Annotated in this window: 35 protein-coding genes; 26 read left to right on the forward strand and 9 right to left on the reverse strand. The window is 53.3% G+C overall.

Annotated elements, in window-relative coordinates; genetic code table 11:
* The first annotated feature begins 7 nt into the window (after positions 1–7).
* From flgG to MY069_RS13155, 4 genes are read left to right on the forward strand one after another with little or no spacing between them, the layout of a single operon-like run.
* Complete coding sequence (flgG, locus tag MY069_RS13140) at positions 8–793, forward strand: flagellar basal-body rod protein FlgG (RefSeq protein WP_482794237.1); 786 nt, start codon at positions 8–10, stop codon at positions 791–793.
* Positions 793–1188 carry a flagellar basal body P-ring formation chaperone FlgA gene (gene flgA, locus MY069_RS13145; protein WP_482794238.1) on the forward strand — a complete coding sequence of 132 codons (396 nt, stop codon included), beginning with the start codon at positions 793–795 and terminating at the stop codon, positions 1186–1188. The genes flgG and flgA overlap by 1 nt, the downstream gene beginning before the upstream one ends.
* Positions 1176–1895, forward strand: coding sequence for a flagellar basal body L-ring protein FlgH (locus tag MY069_RS13150; protein WP_482794239.1), 720 nt, complete (start codon positions 1176–1178; stop codon positions 1893–1895). The genes flgA and MY069_RS13150 overlap by 13 nt, the downstream gene beginning before the upstream one ends.
* Positions 1896–1905: 10 nt before the next feature.
* A complete protein-coding gene (locus MY069_RS13155) occupies positions 1906–2457 on the forward strand; it encodes a hypothetical protein (protein ID WP_482794240.1) in 552 nt (183 codons plus the stop codon).
* Positions 2458–2479: 22 nt separating this feature from the next.
* On the opposite strand, the gene MY069_RS13160 is transcribed toward MY069_RS13155, so the two are convergent.
* Together MY069_RS13160 and MY069_RS13165 are read right to left on the reverse strand one after the other, a co-directional pair.
* Positions 2480–3160, reverse strand: coding sequence for a flagellar hook assembly protein FlgD (locus MY069_RS13160; RefSeq protein WP_482794241.1), 681 nt, complete (start codon positions 3158–3160; stop codon positions 2480–2482).
* A 9-nt stretch (positions 3161–3169) separates the two neighbouring features.
* A complete protein-coding gene (locus tag MY069_RS13165; protein ID WP_482794242.1) occupies positions 3170–4543 on the reverse strand; it encodes a flagellar hook-length control protein FliK in 1374 nt (457 codons plus the stop codon).
* A 101-nt stretch (positions 4544–4644) separates the two neighbouring features.
* Here MY069_RS13165 and MY069_RS13170 point away from each other — a divergent pair, with 101 nt between their 5' ends.
* From MY069_RS13170 to MY069_RS13195, 6 genes are all read left to right on the forward strand, one after another.
* Positions 4645–4965 carry a hypothetical protein gene (locus tag MY069_RS13170; RefSeq protein WP_482794243.1) on the forward strand — a complete coding sequence of 107 codons (321 nt, stop codon included), beginning with the start codon at positions 4645–4647 and terminating at the stop codon, positions 4963–4965.
* Positions 4958–5338 carry a hypothetical protein gene (locus MY069_RS13175; RefSeq protein ID WP_482794244.1) on the forward strand — a complete coding sequence of 127 codons (381 nt, stop codon included), beginning with the start codon at positions 4958–4960 and terminating at the stop codon, positions 5336–5338. The genes MY069_RS13170 and MY069_RS13175 overlap by 8 nt, the downstream gene beginning before the upstream one ends.
* A gap of 138 nt (positions 5339–5476) precedes the next feature.
* Positions 5477–6724 (forward strand): flagellin N-terminal helical domain-containing protein, encoded by a 1248-nt coding sequence (locus tag MY069_RS13180; RefSeq protein WP_482794245.1) that lies wholly within the window; start codon positions 5477–5479, stop codon positions 6722–6724.
* A gap of 67 nt (positions 6725–6791) precedes the next feature.
* Positions 6792–7151, forward strand: a complete 360-nt coding sequence (gene flaF / locus MY069_RS13185) for a flagellar biosynthesis regulator FlaF (protein WP_482794246.1) — start codon at positions 6792–6794, stop codon at positions 7149–7151.
* Between the two features lie 33 nt (positions 7152–7184).
* Positions 7185–7601 carry a flagellar biosynthesis repressor FlbT gene (locus MY069_RS13190; protein WP_482794247.1) on the forward strand — a complete coding sequence of 139 codons (417 nt, stop codon included), beginning with the start codon at positions 7185–7187 and terminating at the stop codon, positions 7599–7601.
* Complete coding sequence (locus tag MY069_RS13195) at positions 7602–8441, forward strand: DUF1217 domain-containing protein (protein WP_482794248.1); 840 nt, start codon at positions 7602–7604, stop codon at positions 8439–8441.
* Positions 8442–8445: 4 nt separating this feature from the next.
* On the opposite strand, the gene MY069_RS13200 is transcribed toward MY069_RS13195, so the two are convergent.
* Positions 8446–9765, reverse strand: coding sequence for a FliI/YscN family ATPase (locus tag MY069_RS13200; protein WP_482794249.1), 1320 nt, complete (start codon positions 9763–9765; stop codon positions 8446–8448).
* A 94-nt stretch (positions 9766–9859) separates the two neighbouring features.
* On the opposite strand from MY069_RS13200, the gene MY069_RS13205 reads away from it, so the two are divergent.
* From MY069_RS13205 to MY069_RS13245, 9 genes are all read left to right on the forward strand, one after another.
* Complete coding sequence (locus MY069_RS13205) at positions 9860–10219, forward strand: flagellar biosynthesis protein FlgB (RefSeq protein WP_482794250.1); 360 nt, start codon at positions 9860–9862, stop codon at positions 10217–10219.
* A gap of 11 nt (positions 10220–10230) precedes the next feature.
* A complete protein-coding gene (locus MY069_RS13210) occupies positions 10231–10614 on the forward strand; it encodes a flagellar basal body rod C-terminal domain-containing protein (RefSeq protein WP_482794251.1) in 384 nt (127 codons plus the stop codon).
* Between the two features lie 10 nt (positions 10615–10624).
* Positions 10625–10921 carry a flagellar hook-basal body complex protein FliE gene (fliE, locus tag MY069_RS13215; RefSeq protein ID WP_482794252.1) on the forward strand — a complete coding sequence of 99 codons (297 nt, stop codon included), beginning with the start codon at positions 10625–10627 and terminating at the stop codon, positions 10919–10921.
* A gap of 18 nt (positions 10922–10939) precedes the next feature.
* Entirely contained in the window at positions 10940–11203 is a 264-nt protein-coding gene (locus MY069_RS13220) for a flagellar biosynthetic protein FliQ (RefSeq protein ID WP_482794253.1), read from the forward strand.
* A 7-nt stretch (positions 11204–11210) separates the two neighbouring features.
* Positions 11211–13289, forward strand: a complete 2079-nt coding sequence (locus MY069_RS13225) for a flagellar biosynthesis protein FlhA (RefSeq protein ID WP_482794254.1) — start codon at positions 11211–11213, stop codon at positions 13287–13289.
* A complete protein-coding gene (locus tag MY069_RS13230; RefSeq protein WP_482794255.1) occupies positions 13286–14044 on the forward strand; it encodes a flagellar biosynthetic protein FliR in 759 nt (252 codons plus the stop codon). Before MY069_RS13225 ends, MY069_RS13230 begins: the two co-directional genes overlap by 4 nt.
* A gap of 3 nt (positions 14045–14047) precedes the next feature.
* Entirely contained in the window at positions 14048–15142 is a 1095-nt protein-coding gene (locus MY069_RS13235; protein ID WP_482794256.1) for an EscU/YscU/HrcU family type III secretion system export apparatus switch protein, read from the forward strand.
* On the forward strand, positions 15132–15446 hold the full coding sequence (locus tag MY069_RS13240; protein WP_482794257.1) for a hypothetical protein: 315 nt from the start codon (positions 15132–15134) through the stop codon (positions 15444–15446). Before MY069_RS13235 ends, MY069_RS13240 begins: the two co-directional genes overlap by 11 nt.
* Positions 15447–15554: 108 nt before the next feature.
* Complete coding sequence (locus MY069_RS13245; protein WP_482794258.1) at positions 15555–15917, forward strand: helix-turn-helix transcriptional regulator; 363 nt, start codon at positions 15555–15557, stop codon at positions 15915–15917.
* A gap of 39 nt (positions 15918–15956) precedes the next feature.
* Here the strand turns inward: MY069_RS13245 and MY069_RS13250 are convergent, their stop codons facing one another.
* The 3 genes from MY069_RS13250 to MY069_RS13260 form a co-directional block, all read right to left on the reverse strand.
* Positions 15957–16307, reverse strand: a complete 351-nt coding sequence (locus tag MY069_RS13250; RefSeq protein WP_482794259.1) for a hypothetical protein — start codon at positions 16305–16307, stop codon at positions 15957–15959.
* Positions 16308–16467: 160 nt separating this feature from the next.
* A complete protein-coding gene (locus MY069_RS13255; RefSeq protein ID WP_482794260.1) occupies positions 16468–16653 on the reverse strand; it encodes a NepR family anti-sigma factor in 186 nt (61 codons plus the stop codon).
* A gap of 119 nt (positions 16654–16772) precedes the next feature.
* Positions 16773–17762 carry a LysR family transcriptional regulator gene (locus tag MY069_RS13260; protein ID WP_482794261.1) on the reverse strand — a complete coding sequence of 330 codons (990 nt, stop codon included), beginning with the start codon at positions 17760–17762 and terminating at the stop codon, positions 16773–16775.
* 100 nt (positions 17763–17862) lie between these two features.
* Between MY069_RS13260 and MY069_RS13265 the strand changes: the two genes are divergently transcribed.
* The 3 genes from MY069_RS13265 to MY069_RS13275 are packed head-to-tail and all read left to right on the forward strand — an operon-like array spanning position 17863 to position 19432.
* Positions 17863–18444, forward strand: coding sequence for a hypothetical protein (locus MY069_RS13265; RefSeq protein ID WP_482794262.1), 582 nt, complete (start codon positions 17863–17865; stop codon positions 18442–18444).
* Complete coding sequence (locus MY069_RS13270) at positions 18441–19076, forward strand: GNAT family N-acetyltransferase (RefSeq protein ID WP_482794263.1); 636 nt, start codon at positions 18441–18443, stop codon at positions 19074–19076. Before MY069_RS13265 ends, MY069_RS13270 begins: the two co-directional genes overlap by 4 nt.
* Positions 19077–19078: 2 nt before the next feature.
* Complete coding sequence (locus tag MY069_RS13275; protein ID WP_482794264.1) at positions 19079–19432, forward strand: hypothetical protein; 354 nt, start codon at positions 19079–19081, stop codon at positions 19430–19432.
* A 6-nt stretch (positions 19433–19438) separates the two neighbouring features.
* On the opposite strand, the gene MY069_RS13280 is transcribed toward MY069_RS13275, so the two are convergent.
* Positions 19439–19717 (reverse strand): helix-turn-helix domain-containing protein, encoded by a 279-nt coding sequence (locus MY069_RS13280; protein WP_482794265.1) that lies wholly within the window; start codon positions 19715–19717, stop codon positions 19439–19441.
* Between the two features lie 31 nt (positions 19718–19748).
* Positions 19749–20093: a hypothetical protein gene (locus tag MY069_RS13285; RefSeq protein WP_482794266.1), complete on the reverse strand. Its 345-nt coding sequence runs from the start codon at positions 20091–20093 to the stop codon at positions 19749–19751.
* A 194-nt stretch (positions 20094–20287) separates the two neighbouring features.
* Here MY069_RS13285 and MY069_RS13290 point away from each other — a divergent pair, with 194 nt between their 5' ends.
* From MY069_RS13290 to MY069_RS13305, 4 genes are all read left to right on the forward strand, one after another.
* Positions 20288–20713 carry a hypothetical protein gene (locus MY069_RS13290; protein ID WP_482794267.1) on the forward strand — a complete coding sequence of 142 codons (426 nt, stop codon included), beginning with the start codon at positions 20288–20290 and terminating at the stop codon, positions 20711–20713.
* Between the two features lie 240 nt (positions 20714–20953).
* Positions 20954–21619, forward strand: coding sequence for a Crp/Fnr family transcriptional regulator (locus MY069_RS13295; RefSeq protein WP_482794268.1), 666 nt, complete (start codon positions 20954–20956; stop codon positions 21617–21619).
* A gap of 140 nt (positions 21620–21759) precedes the next feature.
* Positions 21760–23538, forward strand: coding sequence for a vWA domain-containing protein (locus tag MY069_RS13300; RefSeq protein ID WP_482794269.1), 1779 nt, complete (start codon positions 21760–21762; stop codon positions 23536–23538).
* Positions 23539–23689: 151 nt separating this feature from the next.
* The gene (locus MY069_RS13305) at positions 23690–25117 is read left to right on the forward strand and encodes a Glu/Leu/Phe/Val family dehydrogenase (RefSeq protein ID WP_482794270.1); all 1428 of its coding nucleotides are present in this window, start codon (positions 23690–23692) and stop codon (positions 25115–25117) included.
* 128 nt (positions 25118–25245) lie between these two features.
* Here MY069_RS13305 and MY069_RS13310 read toward each other — a convergent pair whose 3' ends face one another.
* Positions 25246–26349 carry a sensor domain-containing diguanylate cyclase gene (locus tag MY069_RS13310; RefSeq protein WP_482794271.1) on the reverse strand — a complete coding sequence of 368 codons (1104 nt, stop codon included), beginning with the start codon at positions 26347–26349 and terminating at the stop codon, positions 25246–25248.
* Positions 26350–26460 lie beyond the last annotated feature (111 nt).

A 26460-nucleotide genomic window follows, 5' to 3' on the forward strand; every position in this document is an offset into this window, starting at 1 on the left:
TTAAGCCATGAAATCCCTCCAGATTGCAGCAACAGGGATGGCGGCGCAGCAAACGCGCGTCGACGTTATCTCGAACAATATTGCCAATATGAGCACCGCCGCCTATCGGCCGCGCGTCGCCGAGTTTTCAGACCTGGTCTATCAACAATATCTCACGCCTGGGACAATCACCTCGCAGACGGGCACAGTCGTTCCGGCTGGTATTCAACTCGGTACGGGGGTGAAAGCTTCATCGGTGTCGATGGCAATCACCCAAGGCGCGCTTCGCGAAACGGGCGCTGAGCTTGATATCGCGATTGATGGCAAGGGGTTCCTCGAGGTTCGGACCCCGGATGGCGAGTCGGTCTATACGCGCGATGGGAAACTTAATCGCAGCGCCGATGGCGAGATCGTCACCGCCGCTGGTTACTCGCTGGCCGATGGCATTACGATTCCAAACGATGCCCAGCGCATTTCTATTTCGCGCGATGGCGAGGTGACCGCTTATTTTGACAACCAAGTCGAAGGCCAATCGATTGGCGTGATTTCAGTCGCGTCATTCGTGAACGAAAAAGGCCTCGAGGCGATCGGGGATAATTTGTTCCGTGAAACAGAAGCCTCTGGTCAAGCCAATCGCTTGGTGCCTGGGAGCGAAGGGGTGGGCTCATTACGGCAGGGATTTTTGGAAGATTCTGGCGTAGATGTGGTGAAGGAGATTTCGGATCTGATTGAAGCGCAGCGCGGGTATGAGCTGAACTCGAAAGTGATTACTGCCTCTGACGAAATGCTCGCTGCAACCACGAGGCTAAGATAATGATTAGCCTGATTTGTCTGGCGCTTGGCCTCTCTGTCGATGCCTCTTTAACCGCCAATGAAGTGTTACGCGCTGGGTCTGTGATCACCCAAGAAAACACGTCTCCTGCGGACGATGTCTGGCAAGATCAGCATGCGGAGCTTCTCGGTCGAGAGGTCAGCCGCACGATTTATGCTGGCCAGCCAATTGCCGCCAAAGATACTCGCTCGCCACGCCTGGTGAAGCGCAATCAATTGGTCACTTTGAAATATATGAAAGGTCCGCTCGAAATCACCCTGACGGGTCGGGCCTTGGGCGAAGCAGGGTTGAACGAGCGAGTGCCCGTTCTGAACCTTGAGTCGCGCCAAACCGTCGAAGGAATCGTTCAAGCAGGAGGCTGGATATGGGTAAATTAGGAATTCCCGCATTTACGGGATTAGTGGCTGTGTCTTTGTCGGCATGTGCTTCAGGCGGCGCGCATGATGGGCAAGATGTTGCCGTGCATGAGCAGCCGACCTATTGGGCGCAAACTCAGCCCGCTTATACACAAGAACCGCAAGCAACATCTGCTTCGCTGTGGACCACGGCGCCGAACGCACTGCTGGGTATGCGCCGCGCCAAAGATGTTGGCGATTTGCTCACCGTTGTGGTCGACATGAATGATCAAGCCAGCATGCAAAGCTCTCTGTCACGCAATCGTCAAACCAATGAACAGTTTAACATTGCGGCGCTTCTCGGCTTGCCGCAGGCCGCTGGCGGCTTTCTGCCGAATGGTGCCAGCCTGTCGCCTGCCATCGACTATGACCGGGCCTCAGGGATCACAGGCGATGGTTCACTAAATCGGGCGGAACAAGTCACATTCAGATTATCGGCCCGCGTCGTCGGCGTGGAGCCAAACGGCAATCTCGTCATTGCTGGCTATCAGCAAACCCAAGTCAGCGACGAAGTGCGATACCTAACCGTTTCAGGCGTCATTCGCGCGCAAGATATCACGCGAACCAACACAGTGTCTTACGAGAAAATCGCCGACGCCAACCTGTCTTATCTCAGCCGCGGAGAAACCCAAGCCGGGATCAAACGCGGCATGGTGCCGAAAGTGCTCGAAAAAGTACTCCCCTTCTAAGGATCCAATCATGAAACTGATCATCACCAGCCTCGTTGCTATTATTTTTATCGCTATTGGCAGTTTTGCCGGCGTTATGCTGAAGACGCCGTCGACAGCGGCGGCTGGTGGTTCAGATCATTCTGAATCCAAGGATGATCATGGCGACCATGATGATCACGGGGATTACAAAAAAGACGATCATGGCAAGAAGAAAGGCGATGCCAAGAAAGGCGACAAATACGCTTCAACGGGCGAGTCTGAATATTTTAAATTTAGCCGAGAATTCGTCGTCCCGGTGATGCGCGAAGATCAGGTCAAAAGCCTCGTCATTTTGCACGTCACGCTTGAAACCGCTTCTGGCGCATCCGACAAGCTTTTCTCGGAAGAACCGAAACTACGCGACAATATCATGACGACTCTGATCGGGCTCAGCAATGATGGTCGAACGCTCGAAGAGCCCACCAATATTGAGCATTATGAAATGATCCGCTCAATGCTTTTGATGAACCTTCGAGACTCTGTGTCCGACGGGATCGTGAATGTGCTGATTGTGGATATGGCCAAACAGGACCTAATGTAGGTCCTCACAAATTCGCTTTAACTCAATTCGCGTCGAGCTTCCGGACGTCGCTCAGATTGGCCGATAGGCGACTATCTGTGCCAATGCGCAACTGGCCGTTCTCATTGCCCAGCGCGGTCACTTTGCTGATAATTTCAGCCGGAGTGGAAGCCACCACTTGGCCATCTTCAAACAAGTCGACCTGGAACTGATAGATTCCATCATCGGCTTGACCTTTTTGGTTGGAGAGGTCGCCATCCCAAGCGTACCGTCCTTGATCAACATCAAGCTTTTCTTGGTAGATGATTTGGTTTTGGCTGTCGGCGACGGTCAGCACCGCTTCATCATAAGCGTAAGCAGGATCGACCTCGAACTCGACGGGTTTGCCTTCATAGGACACATGCTTAGAGGACACCGCGACTTCTTGGCCGAGCCATTCATTGGCCAGCATTGAGGAGAGATTGCCGATCATAGTGGCGATGTCGCCCAGCGTATTATTTGTTTCAACTTGCTGCTCAAGCGAGGAGAAGGTCGCGAGCTGTTCAACAAACTGAGTTGAGTCTGTCGGCTCTAACGGATCCTGGTTTCGGATTTGTGCGGTGAGCAGTTGCAAGAAGGTGTCAAAGTCTTCGTTGAAACTGGTTTGATTGGCTGACGTGTTTGCCGCCGCTGTGTTTGTCGAGCCGGTAGATCCGGTCGAAGAAACAGGATTTATCTCACTCATAGCTTACTCCTAAAGCAATAAGTCGAGCCGATCCCTCCCTTGGAAGTTAGGGAGAGGCGGCATGGAGGCAGCCGAAGAATCTCGATCTGCGGCTGCAATGGATTGCGATTGCGCACGCCCCCATTCAGGGGCCTGCCAATTTGATTGCGACTGATCTTGCGTGTGTTGCTGGAACGACAGATTGCTGTCTGAGAGGCCGTTTTGCTTCAAGGCTTCAGTCAATTCGAAATGCAATTCCCGAAGGCGTTTCAAGGCTTCAGGATTTTCAGAGGTGACGGTAATTTGCTGAACGCCTTGCGCGTCGAATTTAAAGTCGATCAGGACGCGTCCCAATTCAGGCGGATCCAGCTGAACCACCAATTGCTCTTGCGGATCACCGCCAGTTTTGAGCGCATTCATGACAATATTGGTCAGATCCGACGGCGCAGCGATGACGTGCGCAGGCGTCGTTGGGGCGAGGCCTCCTGTGGGCACGGGACCTACTGAACTAGAACTCGAAGATGCGGCGACGACGGATAGAGCGGGGTCAAAAGAGACCGGCGCCCCGTCACGAGACACGCTTGCTTGAATGAGCTTTTCGTTGCCAGCAGCAGCGGCATTCTGTTTTCGCGCGTCTAGGTCGGCAAGTTCACTTGTCCGCACCAGGTCGCTGGGGGCGGCTTCCGCGTCGCCCGCCAAGCGCGGATCAGCTTCTGGCGTCGCGGTTAGACTAGTCTGGCCTCGATTCTGGTCACCAGATTGACCTGATGTGTCTGCGAATTTCAGGGGCGTCACTTCGCCATCAGCAGAGGCTTGGTCGCCGCTACGCGGATCGAGCTTAATCTCAGCATCTGCTTCCGGCGCGCCCTTGATGGTGGCAGCGTCTTCAGATCCGTGCGCACGCGGTTCCCCGTCAGGGGACGGAGCAGCCGTTTCAGCCTGCGTTTGCACAGGAGCGTCGAGATTGGCGTCACCGGCGGTCACCGCGGCGGATGCCGCAGTTTTGACTGTGTCGACGATCTCAGCTGTGCGCGGGGCATTGGCCTCTTTAGAGGCGGTATCTTTAGCGGCGATATCTGGGTCATCGGCCGCGATTTCTGCATCTAGGTTGAGGGCACCAGTGGGTTCAGCTTGAGCGCTATCTTTCGCCACTTTTACAGCATTCAGTTGAGATCCGTCTTCGCCGGCGGGGGCCGGTTTTTGATCTGTTTCGGCTGGTGCGGCTGCGACGGTGTCTTGCGCGGCGCTCTCTTTTTCAGAGGCGACGTCAGACGTGTCGTCAGGGGAGTCCATATCGGACGAGAACGCCTCGTCTTTGGACGGACGCGACGCATCGCGGGCGGGTTCGTGTGGTTTAGCGCCGTTCGACGGGGCCAAACCCTCAGACATTAAGACAGAGATCATCGGGCTCTCTTCAAAAACCTGCGCGCAATACAACAGGAGCGCGTAAAGAGGTAATTAACAACTTTAAATTTAATTTTGATTCACCAATCAAGGAGTGCGATGTGCAACCTCTATCGCCGATCACCAGTAATCAGCTCGCCGCCTCGACCTCGGCGGAGGGTACCAAACCAGCGCCGACAGACATGTCAGAGGATGCGAAGCTGCGCTTTGAAAAATTGCTCTGGGCTGAACTTCTCACCCATACGGGGTTGGAGAAAGCAATGACACTCGGCGGCGGCGAAGGGGCGTCTATGTTCTCGCGATACTTTGTTGAAGCGATTGCCGAAGACCTCGCCCAGCAACAGCCGCTCGGCCTCTTAGATAAAGAACTTCCAACGCCAGTGGCCGCTTACACAGATGCAAAGGGACTGATCAATGAATAGTGCAAATTTAGAAGCGTGCCTCGACTCGATCGAAACTGTATTTGAACAGGAAGCGGAACATATTGTCTTAGGGCAGATTAGCGAATTGAACGCTTTGTCGAGCACGAAGCTTGAACATCTGACGACGCTGGCCAATGCGATTGAGGGCGGTGCTTTAAAAGACCAACCCCAAACACTGATCAAGCGCGTGGTTAAACTTCAGGCCACGGCGGATGAGCACGGGCGGCATCTCCGCGCCATGCAGCATGGATTAAAGAGCGTGATCAGTCGGCTCGATCGTCTGCAAAGCGATTCGCAGGTCGGGTCCTACAATCAGTCAGGCTCTAAAGTGCACTTTTCTGGCGCTCGCGGCGGCTTCGAAAGTAAAGCGTAACGGAATTAAGGGTTTGTACACCCTGCGATAGTAATACGGTAAATACAACCAAGAGTGGTTTCCCGTATAAACGGGGTGTCAGGATGGCATTGAACAGAAAGTCCCGCTTAGGACCAAACCAAATAAGGATAAGCATCAATGTCTAGTATTCTTACGAACAACAGTGCCATGGTCGCACTGGAAACATTGCGCGGCATCAACAAAGACCTCGCAATGGTTCAGTCAGAAATTTCAACCGGTAAAAAAGTTTCCAGCGCCAAGGATAACGCGGCGATCTGGGCGATCTCGACTGTTATGTCTACAGACGTTGAGAGCTTTAAGCAGATCCAAGACTCTTTGAACCTTGGTAACTCTTCTGTCGGTGTTGCCCGGTCTGCTTCTGAGCAAATCACAAACGTTCTTCAGGACATGAAAGAGCTGATCGTTTCTGCTCAAGAAGAAAACGTTGACCGTTCAAAAATCCAAACCGACATCGCGGCGCTTCGTGACCAGGTGGGATCTATTGTTGGTGCGGCTCAGTTTAACGGCCTGAACCTGATCGACGGTTCTTCCACTGAAGACGTTAGCGTTTTGGCGTCTCTCGACCGTTCGTCTGCCGGCACTGTTTCGGCGTCTTATATCGACGTTGCACGGACTGACCTGTCGATTTCGAACACCGCAACTGGCGAAACATTCGGTACGACTTTTGTTGATGACCTAACAATCATCGACAATGGCGGCACAAACGCTGGTACCGCGGCATCAGTTGCTGATAGCGCGACCCAAACAATCGATATCGAATCGGTTGCTGACGGTTATGGCTACCAGATCATCATTGATGACACGGCGACCAATAACAATATCGGTCAGCGCACATTCCAGTATGTTGCTGATGCAGATGCGAGCACCAACTCTGTTGCTGCGAACCTTGAAACTCAGATTTCAAACTTCTTCGCAGCAACTGGTCAGACTGACTATGTTGTGTCTCGTACTGACAACTCAATCTCGATCACCAACAATTCTGGTGCAGCGGTTAGCATTCAGACTGAATCTACAAACGACAGTACCGCTGGTACGTCGGCTGGTGGCCTTGGTAACTTGTCAACCATCGACGTTACGACGGACGCTGGTGCAACCGCAGCTCTGAGCTCAATTGAGACGCTTCTCAATACCTCAATCGACGCCGCAGCTGGCTTCGGTTCTGCTCAGAAGCGGATCGATACACAAAGCGAGTTTGTTCAGACAATGGTCGACTCACTGACAACCGGTATCGGTGGTCTGACAGACACAGATATGGAAGCCGCTTCAGCGAAGCTTCAGGCCCTTCAGGTTCAGCAGCAGCTTGGTACCCAAGCTCTGTCTATCGCGAACCAGGCGCCTCAGTCGCTGCTGTCACTCTTCCGATAGTAACTCAATTGTCTGGGGCGCTCTTCGGGGCGCCCCAGATTTCATTTTAGAATTCTAGGAGGCTTGATTGCAGGCTCTAGCTGTCAAAGCGTATGGTGAAGTTCGGAACCGAACCGCGGATAACAAATCTCTCGAACATGCTCTGTTTGATCAAATCACGGATGCGCTGAGAGACGCGGTCGATCTCGAAAAAACTGACGCTCCCAAATGGGCAGATGCCGTCAATCGAAACCTCGAATTGTGGACCCTTCTCTCCACCGATTTGCTTCACCCTGAAAATCAGCTCCCAGAGGCGACGCGGAAGTCCCTCCTCGAGCTCGCTGTCTTTGTCCGCCGGCACTCTATGCAAGTGCTTTCAGGCGATGCGCATTTGGCAGACCTGATCGAAATCAACGAGTCCATAATGCAGGGGCTCAAAACGGTTTAAACGGCGAAAGAGTAAAGCTGGAGGGGACTAGGAATGTCCGGATTAATGCTAAAACTCGCTCCTGGTGAGCGTTTTATTATCAACGGAACAATGCTGGAAAACGGCGACAAACCCGGACGCATTCGCGTGCCAAGTCCGGATGTTATGGTTCTGCGCTGCCGCGATGCTTTGCGGCCCGACCAAGTCGATACCCCCGTTAAGCAGGTCTATTACGCAATCCAGCTTCTGATCACAAAAGATCTCGAAGAAGACGATACACTGCCCGCACTCTATCGGGCGTGCGAGGATCTTAAAGACGCATTCTCACCGATTAAACCCGATCTGATCCCAACGCTTTGCGAAATGATCCGGCGCGGCAATTACTATTCTGCGCTGTGCTATTTGAAGCAGGTAATCGAGCTCGAAAGCCAAATGCTCGGGCAAGATCGAAACGACGCTCTGGCGGCTTAAATGGTATTCCAACCGGTCATTCCTCTATCAGGTCTGGGTGGTTGGGCCTTTTTGCAGTCGACATATGACACGCAGCTCGAGACCTACTCAAACTCTGCGCAGATCAAAAACGATATCGACTATTTCACTGAGAAGCTCTCCAAACCGATCGCGGTGGAGGAGTTTGTCACCGATGGCCGTTTGCGCCGGATCGCGCTAACCTCATTTGGGTTGGCGGACGAGTCCTGGAAAACCGGCTATGTCCGCAATGTGCTCGAGGAAGTGCAGGACCCTGAAAGCACCTTTCTCGCGCGCTTGAACAACCAAGCCTATACCGATTTCGCCAACGCTTTGCGGCCGAATTCTGAGGGCATGATCAATCTCGCATCAGGACAAGTCGAACGCCTAACGTCGCAATATGCGTCTGAATCCTTTGAAGAGGCGGTTGGCCAGCAAGACAATGCGATGCGGCTAAGCCTCAACTATCAGACCGAAATTGCCGATCTTGTAGATTCCAATTCGACCGACCAGACCAATCTTTATCGCATGCTCGGCAGCGTGCCGGTGCGGACCGTGATGGAAACCGCGTTAGGCCTGCCATCAGAGTTTGCCTCATTAGATATCGATCGGCAGGCCGAAATCCTCGATGAGGAATTGCAGAAGAAATTCAGCATCTCGTCGATCGACCAGCTGACCGAGCCGGACGTGATTGATCGCGTGATCCAGCGCTATCAGGTGCTGGACTCGCTTAATCAAAATATCGCGGCAACTGGATCAGCCGCTACGGCGCTCACCTTGTTGAGCAATGCTGTCGGGTTCGGCGCAGTCGCGAGCCAAAATCTGTTTTTGAGCAATTTCTAATCGCTTAAGCGGGCACCGCTTCAGGGGTGCTGAGCGCAGGTTGCATCAGGCTTTGCAAATACTCGAACGCGGTCTCTATTCCATTGCTGGGCTCGGTGAGGAATTTATCGAGACTGGGATAAAGCGAATAAGCCAGATCCGCATGCGGATCTTTTCCAAATTCAAACAATCCCGCGCGGACCATTGGCGCGATTTCATCATAAGTGGTGATCAAATTGCGATAGGTGTGGAGCAGGGCGTTTTGCTCAGGCGTCGCCGCTTTTGGCAAAGCGCGAGAGACGCTGCGCAAGACATCAATCGCTGGATACCGGCCGCGCTCGGCAATCTTTCGAGAGAGCACGAAATGCCCATCCAAGATGCCGCGCACCATATCCGCGACCGGTTCTTCAAAGTCTGATCCGGCGACCAATACAGAAAAGATCGCGGTAATATCCCCAAGACCCTTTGGACCTGGGCCGGTGCGTTCGGCAAGCTCTGAGACCACGCGCACAGTGGACGGCGGAAACGCATTAAGCGCTGGTGTCTCGCCCGCCATTAAAGCCGTTTCGCGATGCGCTTCGGCAAACCGCGTCAGCGAGTCAAACAAGAAGAGGACCGAATGGCCTTGGTCACGATAATACTCTGCCGCGGCCATCGCGCAGAACGCAGCGCGTTTTTTGGCGCCGGGCGGCTCATTCGCCGTCGCCGCAATCACTGTGGTTTTAGGCAGAGCCTCTGGCGGCAAGACTTCGTCGATAAATTCTTGAACCTCGCGCGAGCGCTCGCCAATCAAAGCGATCACTACTCGGTCGGCATTCATCCCGCCCGCAAGGGTGCCGAGCAACGTCGATTTCCCAACACCGGATCCTGCGAACAGGCCAATGCGCTGTCCCGCGCAGATCGGCAGCAATGTGTCAGTCACGTTCAGCCCCGTCAGCAGACGCTTGCCCAGCGGTTTGCGGACCGACGGGGGCAAGGCGCTGGTTTGCAGCGGCATACTCTGTTTTAAACCCGCGCCCTGTTTCGGAATCCGGCGGGTCTGAACCTCGCCGCGATAATTGACGAGCGCGCCCAGCCAATGATCGCCGACCTCAACTTGATCTTGTTCGGTGATGAAGGCGCGGTCGCCAATCCGAATCGCATCGGTTGAGCTGTACATCAGGATTTTCACACAATCGCCCATCACGGTGATCACTTCGCCGATCAGATCTTCACCAGGCTTCTCAATTGTTACGGAATCGCCAATGCCCACAGCGTGACTGACGCCGGAGACTTCAATCATGCCGGGCAGGATTTCGGTCACGGCGCCCCATAAACGGGCGGGAGAGGTGATGGGGCGAGACATGCTAAAAGTTAATTAAACCCAGGGTATCTGTTAATCCTTTCTTCAACTTATAGTCGCAAATTTTGCGGAAACGTTAACCTTAAGGGATTTTCCGATGCTTTCTGACATGTCTCTGTTCCAAATCTACGGGGCGATGGCGCGTCATGCGGCTGAAACGCAGAAAACGAGCGCTGAAAACCTCTCGCGTGCGAATGAGCCAGGCTACAAAGCGGTGGAAATCGAATCCTTCGCAGACTTCATGAAACGCAACGGACCAGACGTCGAGAAAATCGATTTCAATCAGCCGTTTCAACACAGTCTAAATTTAGATTCGGCCTCGCCAAACGGCAACACGGTGAGCGTTGAAGAGCAAGTATTCAGATCGGCTGAAGCCGTGGGCAAGCACAATATGGCGATGACCGTCTATTCCAAATCTTTGGACATGATGAAGCTTGCGCTTGGGCGGAGGCAATAGGGGACTAGGATATGAACCCATTTGAATTTTCCATGATGCAGTCTGTCGCGGGCATGCGTCAAAACTCTCAGCGCATTACGGTGAGCGCCGAAAACGTCTCAAACGTTGATACGCCCGGCTATCAACGCAAAATCCTGCTGACCGAGCCAGGCGCTGGCAATGAGCTGTCCTTTGGGGCGCTTCGAACCGCACTTGATCAAACCGAAGGTGAGCAAGAGTACAGCCCGTCCCACCCGATGGCGAATGATGAGGGCTATATCACGCTCTCAAATGTTTCTCTGGTGACTGAGATGGCCGACATGCGCGAAGCCAACCGCACTTATGAGGCCAACCTCAATACCTTCCAGCAGGCGCGGAGCATGTACACCTCGCTGCTGGACGTGTTGCGGCGATAGGGAGGCTTGAATGAACAATTTCGGTTTTGGAGCCTATAACTCGCTCAACCCCGCAAAAGTTGCGACCTCATCGGCAGCGCCAGCCAAGCCTGCTGCCGAAGACAATGTGGTCGCAAAGGGGGCATCTGAATTTAAAGCCGCCGTGCAGAAAGCCGAGCAAGCCGCAATCGATACCGCCGTCTCCGGCGCGGATCCGCATGCCATGGTCGAAGCCTTAGCGAACGCTGAGATGGTGCTCGAAACTGCCGTGACGGTCCGCGACAAGGTGGTCGAGGCCTATCAGGAATTACTGCGCATGCCAGTCTAGAATGGAGCCACGGGGACGATGGGCGAATCTGAAATTTTTGAGGTCCTTCGGGCTTCTTTGTGGACCGGCGTGCTCATGGGCTTGCCGATCCTTGGCGTTTCTTTGGTCTTGGGGTTTGCGATTGGCTTGGTCCAAGCGCTGACCTCGATTCAAGAAATGACGCTAACTTTTGTGCCGAAGATCATTGCCGTGGTGACGGTCTTCTTTCTCACGATCGGTTACATGACGCGCGTCTGTCTCGATCTCTTCAACAATTTCATTCTTCCGATGATCACGCTCTGAGACCCTGATGACGCAATCGAAACTGCTTGATATTGCATCGCCCACCGCGTTCCTCGCGCTGGGCTTAATGCTTGTAATCTTGGTCATGGTCCTGCCGGTGCCGGCTTGGGTGTTGGATTTAGGACTGACCGCGTCCTTTGCCTTTGCGATCCTGATCTTCACGACCTCGATCTTTATTGAAAAGCCGCTCGACTTTTCCTCTTTTCCGAGCGTGCTTTTAGCGTCCCTGATCTTGCGGCTCGCACTGAACGTCTCGTCGACCAAGTTGATTATCTCAGAGGGCCACTCAGGCACCGATGCTGCGGGCGGCGTGATTGAAGGCTTTGCCATGTTCATCATGGGCGGGAACCTGTTTGTCGGGCTCGTCGTATTTGGCGTTCTGATCATTGTGAACTTCATGGTGATTACCAAGGGCGCGGGACGTATGGCCGAGGTTGGGGCGCGGTTCGCTTTGGATGCGATGCCAGGCAAACAGCTCGCGATCGACTCTGACTTAGCGGTTGGCGCGATCAGCCATGAAGAAGCCAAACAGCGCCGTCAAAAAGAGCAAGAAGAAGCTGCTTTCCTTGGCTCACTGGATGGTGCGTCTAAATTTGTAAAAGGTGATGCGATTGCTGGCCTTCTGATCACCGCGCTGAACTTGGTTGCGGGCATTGGATTCGGGTTGGCGGTGCATGGCCTCTCGCTCAGTGAAGCGGCTGCGAACTATTCTGTGCTCACCGTCGGGGACGGCCTGGTCTCGCAAATTCCAGCGGTCATCGTTTCAGTATCTGCGGCGCTCCTGCTCTCCAAGGGGCGCGATGACGGCGCGATTGACGAGGCGCTCGGCAAGCAGCTTGGCGGCAATGCAACCTCGCTGATGATCGTCTCCGGCCTGCTCGCCGTGTTTGCTCTCTTCCCGGGTCTGCCTTTCCTCCCCTTCATGCTGGCCTCGATCGGGTTTGGCGTCACCGCTTACTTCCTGCGCAAACAGCAGCAAGCGGTTGAAGCGCAAGCTGACACGCCCGAGGAGACCCCAGAAACCCAAGCCAACCAAATCGGCGACTCCATCCATTCCGATGAAATCCACCTCGAAGTGGCGCCCGACTTGGTCAACACAGTGCTGCAAGGTGATAGTGGCATTGAGGCCCGAATTGATAAAATCCGGCGCTATATCGCCGAAGAATATGGCTTTGTTCTGCCATCCATCCGGATGACCGATAATCCGACCATGGAGCGCAACACCTATCGCCTGAACATTCAGGGGGTGCCTGTCGATAGTGGTCTGTTGCGGCCAGGCTCAGTCTTGGCCCTGATTGAAGAAGATCAGCTGCCGCACCTAACCGGGGAACATGTCAAAGAGCCCGTCTATAAGGCCGCCGCGCGCTGGCTGCCGACGACCAAGAAACAAGAATTGGTGGCTGCTGGCACGCCGGTGATCGAGCCGATTGAAGTGCTCGCCACGCACATGCTTGAGCTGATCCAGGGTAATTTCTCGCTGATCTTTACACGCATGGTGATGATCCAAACCTTGGATGCGCTGACCAGTATGTCGGATGGCGACCGCAGTGCGGCCAATCAGAAATTGCTGGATGAGTATATCCCGACCAAAGTGCCGCCTGAGACCTTGCTGGCCGTGCTGCGCGGCTTACTCGAAGAGCGCGTGTCGATCCGCAATATCTTCCTCATTCTGGAAACCGTTGGGGAAGCGAAAGCCCAAGGTGCCAATCAGTCGCAAATGGTTGAGCTGGTGCGTCAACGCCTCTCCTTCCAAATCTTGAACAAGCTTCAGGATACGGATGGACGTTTGCCGCTGGTTCAGCTCTCAACGGCGTGGGAGCAAAAATTCGCCGAGCACGAGATCAAATCAGATGGCGGCGCTTCCGATATCGCGCTGCCCCCTGAACTGTTCAGCGAGCTGCTCAATGGCATTCAAGAAAAGCTGAACGAGACGGCCCAGCGCGGCGTGGTTGCGGCGATTGCAACCTCCTCGAAGCGGCGCCGATTCTTGCAGACCGTGCTCGCCAGCAAGGGCATTCGCAATGCTGTTCTGGCCTATGAAGAGATCCGCTCCAGCAGCAAACCGCAAATCGTAGGGATTGTATGATCCCGCTCCTGGATCTGCTCGGTCCAGACCTGTCAGCATGGGTGGCCCAGTTCATTCTGACGGTGGCCCGGCTGTCCTTTGTGGTCATTCTGATCCCGGGAATTGGCGAGCAGATGATCCCCGCGCAGGTGCGTATCTATCTTCTGCTCGGCCTATCTGCGGCGATATCGGGCATGGGGATCACGGATTATGTCCTGCCCGGCAATCTCACAGATCTCGGCATTGTCATCGTCACAGAATTGCTGCTCGGCCTGTTTTTGGGGATTGGATTGCGGGTGGTCATCTGGACGCTGAACATTGCTGGCAGTGTCATCGCGCAATCGATGGGATTGGCGCAACCTTTGGGGGTGGCGCTTGAAAACGAAGCGCAAACCGCAACTGCGAACTTGCTGTCTATGGCGGGGGCGGCGGTTTTATTTTCGATGAACTTTCACGTTGAGGTTTTTGCCAGCTGGATCGGCCTTTATGAGACGATCCCGGTGGGCGGCTCGTCCTGGATCGCACAAGCCTTTTTGTTCGACAGCATCTATGCCGCGTTTGCGTTCGCGATCCTACTCGCTTGGCCCTTTGTGGCGATGAACCTGCTCTACAATGTGTGTCTCGGCTTCATCAATAAAGCCATGCCGCAAATGATGGTGGCTTTTGTTGGCGCGCCCTTCTTGGTCGGCGCCGGAATGTTCCTTCTCGCGATTTCGATCGGGGCTATGCTGATGGTTTGGCAAGATCAAATCGCGCAGCTGATTGTGTGGTTATAGGGCATGGCAGAGCAAGACGACCAGTCCGGCGAAAAGGAATTTGATGCCACCGATGAGCGCCTTCGGCAGGCGCGTGAGGATGGCGATGTTCCGGTATCGAAAGAAGCCAATGCCGCCGGCTTAATAATGGGTATTGGCCTGGGCACTTTGGTGTTCTTGATGCTGACCTCACAAGCTCTGAATGATGGCTTTGCCAGCATGTTCTATCATGCTGACCGGTACGCTCTGGATATATTTGCAGATAAGGGCTCGCAGACGCGGAAAGTCATGTCGGGTATGATGTACTCGATCTTGCCCTTGTTTGGCGTGCTTGTGGCTTGCGTCCTGCTGGCGCTCATCCTTCAGCGCGCGATCGCCTTCTCAACCAAAAAGATCAAACCCGACGTCAAAAAGATCAATCCGGTCGAGAACATCAAGAACAAGTATGGCGCGAAAGGCATGCTCGACTTCTTGAAAGACGCGGCAAAGATGATGTTTGCCGGTCTGATCGCAGCCTATTTCATGATCTATTTCGCGTCCGAATTCTACGCAGCGGGCGCGATCTCTAAAGGCCAATTGGTCGAATTCACGCTGGAGCAAATCCTCAAACTCATCCTTTATTTTGGGGCCTTCCAGATCGTGCTCGCGCTCCTAGATCTCCCGCTACAGCAATATCTGCACGCCGAGCGCCTCAAAATGACCCGCGAAGAGGTCAAAAAGGAAATGAAACAAAGCGAGGGTGATCCGCACTTGAAGCAGCAGCGCCGCGAGCGTGGAACGCAGATCGCCCGCTCTGACATGCTCAAAAATGTCGAATCTGCGACCGTGGTCATGGTCAACCCGGAACACTATGCGGTGGCTTTGCAATGGGATCCGAACGGCGACTCCGCGCCGATTTGTGTGGCCAAAGGCGTTGATCACTTAGCCGCGAAAATTCGCGAGGTTGCACAAGCCAATAATGTGCCGATCTATCGCGACCCGCCAACCGCGCGCTCGCTATATCGTCTCATTGAAGTGGAAGAAGAGATCCGCAGAGAACATTTTGCGGCCGTCGCAGCGGCGATCCAATATGTTGAGCGGGTTCGTCAGCATCTAAAAGGTCCGGGCCATGCAAGTTGATCCGATCATTCCGCAATTGCTGGATATTAAGCATAAAGACCAGGTCCAGCGCTTGGCCGCGCTGATGTCGGAACTGCGCGGGGTTGAGCAAAAGCGCGCTGAACTCGAAAGCGAATTTCAGCAACTCGATCAACGGCAAGACGGGTTTACACAAATGAGTATAGCCAATGGCTATTTGCGATACATGCAACATCGTCAGGAGATTCTCGATCGGCAAATTGCGACCCTAAAAGCCGCTACAGAGGCGATTCAGGACGAGCTCCGCCAAACGGTCTTTTCGCAGTCCGTGCTGAACAATTCGTGATCAAGGTAAACAAGTTTACCTTCTCTTCATAAACTCAGCCGTACTATCCCTGCGCGAAGAGTGGCAAATTCAATCATAAAAACGCCGCCTGAATGCATGGAGAACCAAATGAGTGCTAAGACACCGTCCCACGTGGACCATCAAGTGGGCCGTCGTATTCGCCAAGCGCGTCGCGCGGCGAAGCTGACCCAAGGCCAACTCGGCGATATGATCGGGCTAACTTTTCAGCAAGTTCAGAAGTATGAGAAGGGCGTCAATCGCGTCTCAGCGGGCACGCTTTATGAAATTGCCAAAGTGTTCGATATCCCGATCAGCTGGTTCTTTGATGAGGATATTGTTGACCGAATTCACGCCGTCAAAGAGTCAGGTACGACCGATTTTGATGATTGCATGAACCTGCTTTTAGATCTGCGCCAAAGCGCGAATTTGGGTCCAGTACGTGAAGTTTTGCGGCTCGCAGGCACCCGCTAGTCCCTGCGTCCGAAACCGTTTGGCCAAGGGTTCAGGGTCTTAACTGACCTTGGCCAAATGACCGCCTGGATAGCTCGCCATAGAGCCCCCTTGCGTATCTACAAAAGCTTCTAAATCGCGGATCACTGACAGGATCAGATTGGCCTCTGATGGCAGATCTGTTGTGTTGCCATTTGGCGCGACATAGTTTTCCCAAAGCTTGAGCTTTAGCAGCATATCAACTGGCCCCAGAGCCTGTTTTGCGCTGATCGCATCAATCATTCCGAGTTGCACTTCGAGCTCTGCATCTGCGAGTTCTTCTGTCTCGATCGATTGCGCAAAATGAGCATGCCGGCGCACGGATTTTACCCATTGTGGCAGCTCTTGCTCGATCAGTTTTTCGGTCCCCATTACAATTTCCTTCTTGCAACGCATTTGATTAGCGTGGCGCGTTTTCGCGTCTCACATGATATCAATGCGCTGCTCCTCGGAATTGTTCCGAGTTGGATGAATTTTTTTTCAATTTTTTGTGAGTGAGGGCCGTACTGGCCAAAATTTGGATGTCGAGGGCTTAATCACATTCAGAGTTATCGCGATCTTTCCGCTCTTGCTCTTTCAGGGCTTCGATCAGCTTTTTGAGTTTTTCTGGAACCGGCTCGTGCAGGACTTCTTTATATTTATCGCGCAATGCCTCACCCATTGGCTTTTTCGACCGCCATTCTGGCGGACTCTTAGGCGCATCCCGATCACCGGACATAGGTTTGTCTCTGTTTTAAATCCCTTTACCTGTTTGGAGCCTAAGTCTGAGCGTTATAGCAACTCGGACAGTTACATAATTTTTGTAATACCAAACAAAAATAGGGTCTCGCGCAAATTCTAAGGATTGTCAGAGCCAGAATCTGCAAGACTTTGCTCACGCTGTTCAAGAGAACCATTTGCATAGTCTCTTGGGTGAACAAATGTAGGTTTGAACCAGGGGGATTTTTGCTGGTGAAACAGGCCGCGCAACCAATCAATCACGATTTGTGCACGTGCCATTCTGCGAACTCGCTCTGTATAGGTCAGCCAGAACCGAATCGGGGCGACCTCTGGGAGGTTGAGGGGCACAATATTCTTGCCGAGCCCGTGAACATAGGTTGGTAAGAGCGCGATGCCGCCGCCTTTGGCGCAGACTTCAACCATCACGGCGCCAGAATTGGTGACCAGTGCAAAATCGATCAAGTCTCTGAATTCTTTAGCTTTTGGCGCCCATCGCTCCATCTGGTTCACATATCCGGAATGAATGATGCAGCGGTGGTTATAAAGGTCGAAAACGCTCGTCGGATGTCCGAAATTTTTGATGTAATCGGGCGACGCGAAGAAGACATAGTGCAAGACGCCAAGGCGTTTCGAGACGATATCTGGCCGGCCCGGTTCTTGGAATTGAATGGCGATATCGGCCTTCTCATTGATCAAATCGGCGTCTGGCCGATCAGTGGTTTCGAGTCGCAATTCGATCTTGGGGTTCTGCAAATGAAAATCCGGAAGGTGCGGGGCGAGCCAATGAGTGGCGAGACCGTCGCCCGTACAAAGCGTGACCGAGCCTTCAGCGGGCAAGTCGTGATCGAGCACGTCGCTGCGCAATCCATCTGCGGCATCTGACATGATTTCCGCATAGCGTAAGGTTTTTTTACCGGCATCAGTCAAGGTCACCCCGCGCGGCGATCGATACAGAAGGCGCGCATTGAGGGACCGCTCGAGATCGTCAATTTTTCGGGAAACCGTTGGAGCTGTCTCCTTCAAACGCGAAGCAGCCGCGTTCATGCTGCCAAGTTCGGCAACAACTATAAAGACTTTTAGCTTATCCCAGTCCAGATTCTCAAACATTTAGGGCCCCTTATACGATTTCTGTACTACCCCAATTCGATTCTGTCTGCATCGCAGGCAAACGAATTGTGAGAAACCTTCATTTAGAAGGAGCGAATTGATGACCAATGCAGCAAAACGACTCGCGACATATCCCTTTATTGTCGATCAATCCAAAATGATTGAGCAAATGTCGAATTTTGGTTGGCGGACGGCGAATCAAAAAGAAATTCCGGAAATGTTGGCGCTGGGCGAACGTCTGATTGACGACCGTTTGATTAGCTCAGAAACGCTTGCACATTTGCACGATCTAACTGGCATAACGGCGTGGGTGTTCGGTGACCCAGTTGAAGGCCTGGTCATCTCAGTTCCCCTGTCGGAAGCCGGATTGGATGCCGTCCAAGACAATGAATTCGTGGCAAAAACACCTGATGATGCGCATGTCGCTGCGGTTGGTCAGCCCTGTGCGGGCGTCTATATCGGTATCTATGCCGGCGAGACGAAAGAAGCGCGGAAGGCGGTTATGAGCGGCGCAGGGGTAATCCGGATGGCGATTTACGCCCAGGTGCCCTGCTTTGCCCGCGCCGCGACAGAAGATGGCGCGCGATCGATGGAAAGCCTTGGCTGGTCGCCAGCGGGCTTCGGCGCCGAAAAACTCTGGATGCAAGGGGCTTTGGTCGTGCCAGAGCAAAAGGTGGCATGATGCTCAAGATCTCACCGATTGGCGAATCTGGTCTCGCAAAACCACTTGATCCTGAACTGATTGAGCAATTTCCGATCGAAATGGTTCGGACGCTTGATGCGTTTCAAAAAGTCGTGGCGGTGCGGTCTATGGTCTATATGGCCGAGCAAGACTGCCCGTATGAAGAAGAATTTGATGGCAATGATTTATGCGCCTCACACGTGATTGCCTATTCAAACGGACAGCCAATCGCGACTTTGAGACTGCGCTGGTTTGCTGGATTTGGTAAGATCGAACGCGTCAGCATCCTGCCGGCCTATCGAGGCAGCGGCGTGGTTAAAGTGATGCTGGCGGCGTCATTGGAAATCGCGTCCCGCAAAGGTTATCGCCGAATGCTCGCGCAAATTCAGGCGCGCCTCTGGCCGCTTTGGTCGAAAACGCTAAACTGCCGCCTGATGGACGATCATCCAAACTTCTTTTTCTCGGATTTCGAGTATTGCGAGATGGAAATTTCTGTATCGGCGCATCCGGATGCGATCCGGCTCAACTCTGATCCTATGATGATTATTCGACCTGAAGGCGATTGGGACACGCCTGGAATTTTGGAGCAGTCTGCCACCCGCGGCGGTGATGTGCACGAAGTGGCGGCCTAGCCATGTGCCTGCTTGTTTTATCTGCGAGCAAACGGGTTCCCGATCCGTCTGGACTCACTGGATTGCATGAACGTATCGATGATGCGCGCGTCTCGCAGCAGCCGGTGGCCTTTGTACAACAGCATAATAGCGAAGGGCTGAATGAGCTGGGTATCCGAATTGGCCGGTATGAGCCGATCTTCAGCGCGGAACGCAACCTGTCAGATGGGTTGATTGACTTCATTCTATCCAGCTCAGTTCGCCAGGTCAGCTTGGCGGGTGTTGCGGACGTAAAACTGTTCGAACAGATGCGATCAATCTTGACCCGTGCGGGATTGACCGCGGAGTTAGACCGAGCCGCCATTCTGTCGAAATAGTCTGGATCAGTGGTACGGCACGCTGGCGACTGGATCTGTTTCCGTCGGTGTTTGCGGATTTAAAAAGAACCAATCAACCGGATATTCGAGCAGCTGCGCAATGACGAATAGCGTGCCTGCTGAAACCCGGTTGCTGCCACGCTCATATTTATGAATCTGCTGGCTCGAGCAGCCTAAATGCTCGCCGAGCTGGGATTGGGTCATCGAGGCGTTGACCCGGGCCATTCGAATACGGTGGCCAATGGCTTCATCAACAGGGGTTTCGTCAGGGGTCGTCAAGGACATGGAGCAACTAAAGGGTAAATCAGTAAATCAATTATAAATTGAAATTATACTGAGGTTGCAGGATCTGCATGAATAAAAAGAGGGCAGGGAGGGCGACAAACAAGATCGCAACGAAGACCGAAAGCGGAAATTTCCGCCGCCCACGCGATCCGGTTTTACCCCGGCCGAGTGAAAATTTTTCGAACAGCTCAGGGCGGTGGATCCGGACCAAATAGACCACCGCAAAAAGGCCTGCCAAGGCGGCGCTGGCGGCGATTAAGAACCTGTTTTCCTGCAATATTCCGACAATCAAATTAGAGACGGCTAAGGCGGTCGTAGCGAGCAGCGTGAGCGGGCTGCGCTGCGCTTGTGCGGGGCTGTTTTCGGACTTTGCCATACGGGTCTCATCTATTTGACGGGCCGAATCGGCCACGTTTCAAAAAACAACATAAAGTAGAAAATTTACGAATGACTAACCCCTGACGCTCAATCGTCGTCTCGAACGGCTCGGCGATACATTTCAATCGAGAATAGTATTTTCTTAAGGCGACTCTGCCGAAATGAGCCCGCGTTCGAATGAGGGAGCCTCACATGTCTCACGGCCCATTTTCAGCCTTGCTGACCGGTAGTTTGATGATCGCATTGGCGGGGTGTGAAACAACGGCCAGCTTGAGTGAGGCGGCGATCCGGCGCGCTAGCTTTGACCGCGTCCATGCCACACCTTTCACCGATCAATTGGACGCTAAAAAATGCCGTGCCTCGCTCGATCAGGCGTTTGGCTTTCCGAGATCATCCTTGGCGGTCAGGAATGGCGTGAAAGTCACCCAAGACTATGCCTGTAAGGGCAAGACCATTATCGCCAAAGTGAGCCTGACAAATCTCAACGACCATACAATGTATTGCGCCGCGACCACCGAAACCGGAGAATCTGGCGCGATGGTTGGGCCCCATGGCGTCGCATTTCTAGAATATGGCTTTCTAAACGCAGTCACATATGACTGTTTCGATGTCAGTTAAACTGTAGCAATTGTTGCGATTGTAATAGAAAATAGAAAAACTGATTTCGATCTGGTGCCGCGTCACAGTCGGGCGCTGAGAAAAAGTCTATGGCGGGGCATGCGTGCAAACTTGTTTACAGAGCGAGAATAGGGGCGAGTCTCGATATGTTTAATACAGACAAGATTTGTGCGTGGAACCTCAGTGCACCCAGCTTAGACTGTCGATCGCCGTCAGTTGAGGCGCAAAGAGGAGCCTACAGTGCTGCGTGAAGTGTCTCCCCGTGCCGAAGATCGTCTGGAAGGTCTCAGCGATACAGCCTGGGCTTTAATTGAAGCGCATGGCGAGTTTTACCAGGCAGATGACGGTGACACCATTCTCGCGCTGGGCCAAACTGATAAACATTTGTTGATTGTCCTGTCCGGCTTGGCCACGCTGGTTTATTTCCAAGACGGGCAGCGCCAGCCAACCGCTGTCTATCGCACACCTGGTGAAGTGCTGCACCATGCCGGGATGCACCTTCAGATTGTCAATCCGTTCGCGATTGAAGCGGCGAAAGCTGAAACACGCTTCGTCTTGATCAAGCGCGAGACCGTTTATGAAATGATCGGCAAGGATGTCTTGTTTGCCGAATATTTGTTTAAAGATCTTTCCGAACGGTTCTTCGTTGCGCTCAGCTATCTGAGAGAGCAGCGGCAAGAGCCTCTAATCATTCGCCTCGGAAAACGGATCATGCTGATTACAGAGCACCGCCCTGCGATCGAGTTTACCCAAGCTGAACTCGCTGAAATCCTTGCGGTGACTCGGATCAGCATTTCAAAAGCGATCAAAAGTCTCGAAGAGCTCGGCTTGGTGCAAAGGGTTGATCGCGCCCTGATGACGGTCGATCGCGAAAAGCTCAAAGCCTGGTTAGATGACCAAGATTAGCGGGCGCTGCCTCTGTCAATTCTCAACAGAATATGACTCAATCCTTACCCTCAATAGAAAATTCGATTGATCAACCCAAACGGGAATTAACTATAGTTTGCTAGATCCTTGGGCCTCGATGGAGAGGTTCACTGCGTTCTATGCCCATAAAAAAATTGAAAAAAATATCTGATGAAGCCGGCCAGGTTGCGGTGATCTTTGCACTGTCTTTGATACCGATTTTCGCCGTCGCGGGCTTTGCGATCGATTTCCAAAACACGATCAAAAAGAAACAAAAGGTTCAGGTGATCCTGGACTCGGCAATCCTCGCTGCCGCGCGCGTGAAACAGACCGGCGCCACCGATGCTGAGGTTAGCGCTGCGCTTTCCGGATTTATGAATGCTCAACTTGATCCAATGAATGGCGGGATGACCTGTGAAGCCCCGAATGTCGCGATCGGAGCATCTGCCCAGCGTATTACAGCGGCAATGAGCTGCAGTCAGCCTACCTCGCTAACCCGTGTAATCGGCCAAGAGAAAATGGATTTCACGGTCGCGGCTGTGGCGGAGTATGGGATCGATAAGATCGATGTTGCGTTCATGTTTGACGTTTCAGGCTCAATGAACAGTTCGAGCCGCCTCACCAATTTAAAGGCTGCCGCGACGGATGCGATTGATATTCTATTGCCCGCTGATGCAGCGCCGCAGCTGATCGAAAATACACGCCTGAGCATGGTGACCTATAATACGATGGTTAATGCTGGCCTTCACTTCGAGGATGTGACTGGCGTTCCAGCGACCCGCACCTACACCCATACAATAGGCGGTGGCGATTCTGGTCCGAAGGTCACGGAAGGCGACCTCCTCGACGATATTACGGTTACGCTGATGGATGCGGATCGCGATGAGTTTGTCTCCCTGATCGGTGATGATGCGGTTATCGCAATCGAAGATTGGGACCGAAACGACCGGACAGATCATAGGATGACCATCGATGTGTCTGTTCCTAATTCAAGCCCGTATCGCGGTCGATTTAAGAGCATACGGTTTGACCTTTCCGGGCGAGAATCAAAACGACAGACAGAAAATTTTGATCCCTACGCTTTGTATGGAGATCGGCGCGGCGACTATCATGGCCGCAATTGGCGCGAGGGCGACTACAAACTTCGGGTCCGTCTTTATTCTGGGCAAAAGGCGCGCGGCCGCAAACTTTTTGATGAGACGATCAAGTTTGAGATTGTGCGCGGCAAAGCGAGTCCGCCTCGAGAGGTTGAATACACACTGACCTCAACTTGTGTTTGGGAGCGTGATGGCGACGAAAAATTCACGGATTCTCGGCCGGAAACCGGCGCTTATCTTGCGCATCAACAAGCTTGGTTCGAAGAGGATGAAGATCATCGCGATGGCGGTGTCTGGCATGTTGGTCACCCCAACCGTCCAGATCATTCTTGGTATGATGGCGATGAATGTCGCGAGAGCGAGCCAGTCGCTTTGACCAATAATCGCACAACACTGATCAATCACCTCAAAAGCCTAAATGCCGGCGGCGGAACCGCGGGACATCTAGGTGTGGCTTGGTCGTGGTATTTGGTCTCAGAACATTGGGGGGGAGTGTTCACCGGCGGTTCCGCACCCCTCTCTTATTCCGAACCCGACAGCACCAAAGCCGTAATCTTGATGACCGATGGCGCCTTCAATGCTGAGATTTTCCCTGAACAGGGCAATTCAAATATCCAAGCGCGCAACCTTTGCGACAATATGAAAGCATCTGGCATCAAAGTTTATTCGGTGGCGTTGAGCGCGCCGACTTCAGGTCGCGAAGTGCTCAACTATTGCGCATCTGGTCCGGATTTTTACTTCGATCCGACATCGGCGGCTGAGCTCAAAGATGCGTATCGAAAGATTGCTACATCGATCTCTGACTTGCGGATTTCTGGGTAAACAAAACCTTACCTGATCAAGTGAAATTTGGCGGGTTTGAGTTACCATACTTACGATTAGGTTGCTCAACCCGCCGGAACTTTTTGTTTCAATTATCTTCAATTAAAACAATGCATTGTATCCTGTATAAAATCAGGAAAGGTGGGACAAAATGAATTTCCAAACTAAAAAACCCTTAACGACTGGCTTTCTTCAGAGCGTCAATCTGATGTACGATCGCGCCGTTGATCTGCTCGATTTGCCGGGAGATGTCGCACAGACGATCAAGACTTGTAACTCCACATATGAAGTCCAGTTTTCAGTCCGTTTGCGCGGTCAGCTGCACACATTTAAAGGCTACCGGTCTGTCCACTCAGAGCATATGGAACCGGCCAAAGGCGGCATCCGTTATTCGATCGAAGTGAACAAGGATGAAGTCGAAGCGCTCGCCGCTTTGATGACGTATAAATGTGCCTTGGTTGAAGCGCCGTTTGGTGGTTCAAAGGGCGGTCTGATTATCGATCCGACCGAGTGGGAAGACCACGAGCTTGAGAAAATCACGCGCCGGTTTGCGTATGAGCTGATCAAGCGCGATCTGATCAATCCATCGCAGAACGTTCCGGCGCCTGATATGGGGACTGGCGAGCGCGAAATGGCTTGGATGGCGGACGAGTACCGCCGCATGAACCCGACCGACATGAATGCCCGGGCTTGTGTGACCGGTAAGCCGCTCAACGCAGGCGGGATTGCTGGCCGGACCGAAGCGACCGGACGCGGTGTTCAATATGCGCTGCAAGAGTTCTTCCGCCACGCGGATGATGTCAAAGCTGCCGGACTAGACGGCTCGCTTGATGGCAAGCGCGTTGTCGTTCAAGGCCTCGGAAATGTCGGCTACCATGCCGCGAAATTCTTGAGTGAGGAAGATGGCTCGAAAATTGTCGGCGTTGTTGAGCGCGATGGCGCGGTCTTCAATCCGAAGGGCATCGATGTCGAAGCTTTGAAAGCGCACCTGATGGCGCGTAAGCCTTTGGCTGAGTTCGCTGGCGTCGAGTTTGTTGCTGATGGCTCGCTCGGTTTAGAATATGATTGCGATATTCTGATCCCGGCGGCGTGTGAGAGCGTGATCACCTATGCGAATGCTCACAAGATCAAAGCTCGCCTGATCATTGAGGCCGCGAATGGCCCGATCACGGCCGATGCGAATGATATCTTGGTCGAGCGTGGCCACACGATCATTCCAGATCTGTTCGCGAATGCCGGTGGTGTCACCGTGTCTTACTTTGAATGGGCGAAGAATATTTCGCACATCCGGTTTGGCCGTATGCAGCGCCGTCAGGAAGAAGCGCGCAGTCGCGCCTTCCTTGAGCAGCTTGAAGCGGTCCTGCCGAATGGTGTCGATCCGTCTTTGAGGAAGAAGCTGGAGTGCGGCGCTGGCGAGATCGATCTTGTCCGCTCAGGCCTCGATGACACTATGCGCGCGGCCTATGTCGCGATGCGTGAAGTGCGTGAAGCCCACCCCAACTGCCCAGACCTTAGAACCGCCGCTTATATGGTTGCTGTTCGCCGGATTGTGGGCGTGATGGATCACTTCACCCTATAAGGAAACTGGACCGGCCCGCTACCTGCGGCGGGCCTCCAAAAAAAAGCGCCGCTCGAAGTCTCTTCGGGCGGCGCTTTTGGTATGGGCGAACCGCAATTGCGGCTCTGGGAGGAAACTATGTGTAGAGTTTAGTTCGCGCGTCTGTTTGTGACGCTGGGGCTCGCACCATGGCCGAAGGGCGAGACATTCTCTGCTGCGATCTCAACCCGGTCGCGGCCATTCCGCTTGGCATTGTAAAGCGCAGCGTCGGCCCGCTCGAGCGCGTCATTGATGCTCGCTTCATTGAGAAGCGGCTCGGCAACGCCAATGCTCACAGAAACATTGAAAGGTCCCGCTTCGCTTGGAAATTTCACCTGTTTGATCGCTTGCCGGATACGGTCGGCAACTTTAGCGGCCGACATCGCATCGGCGTCGACCAATACAATCGCGAACTCCTCGCCCCCCAGTCGACCGATGAGGTCTTCTTGGCGGAGGACGTTTGACGCAATGGAGACCATTTTTGAGAGCACTTTGTCTCCCGTGGCGTGACCATGTACGTCGTTCACTTGTTTGAAATGGTCGATGTCGAGCATCAGCGTCGAGATGCGAGCATTGTCGCGCTTGAAGCGGGCCAACTCGCGTTCTGAGAAGCGCATAAAAGCGCGGCGGTTAAGCGCTTTGGTGAGCGGGTCAATGGTGGCCAGCTCGAACAAGTCGCATTTCTCATTTTCGAGCTCAATCAAATCTTTGACGGCGTAGCGCGCGGCGCTCTTAACGCAGATATCGTTGCTCACAAGCCGCCCAAAGCTCGATAAAATGTTGAGCTCGGTCTCGGTAAATTCGCGGGTCTTGCGATCGCCCACACAGAGCGTCCCGAACCGTTTGCCGTTAGGGTCGGTTAGAGGAACGCCCGCAAGCGATCGAAATTTAGGGATTTGCAGCCCACTTGTATGGCTGAGGAAGAACTCTTCTTCGCTGATGTCGGCCACTTCGAACCGAGATTGCGCCAGATGCATGCGGGCGAAATAGGTCTGCAAATCGCTGTTCGCAAAGGCGCCCAGACCATGGGTGCAATGGTACCAGCTGCGATAGCGATTGGTCAGTGCGGCGATCACAAATGGGGTATCGAGCGCTAGGGCCACGGAGTCTGCGAACGAGGTCGCGCTCAGGGCATTGTCATCATACAAGATCTGATATCGCTGGAGAATCTCCGATTTCTGTTCCTCGAATTTCGGGGGCGGGTATGAAATCATGGGGCTCTCTCCGGGTATTCTTTTATACGTGTATCTCCTTATATTCTACCATTGGTTGTAAAACAGTTTACATTCCGGGTTTCTCACACAATCGCAGTGTCGACGCCGTCA

The organism is Hyphomonas sp. ske169 (assembly GCF_056850855.1).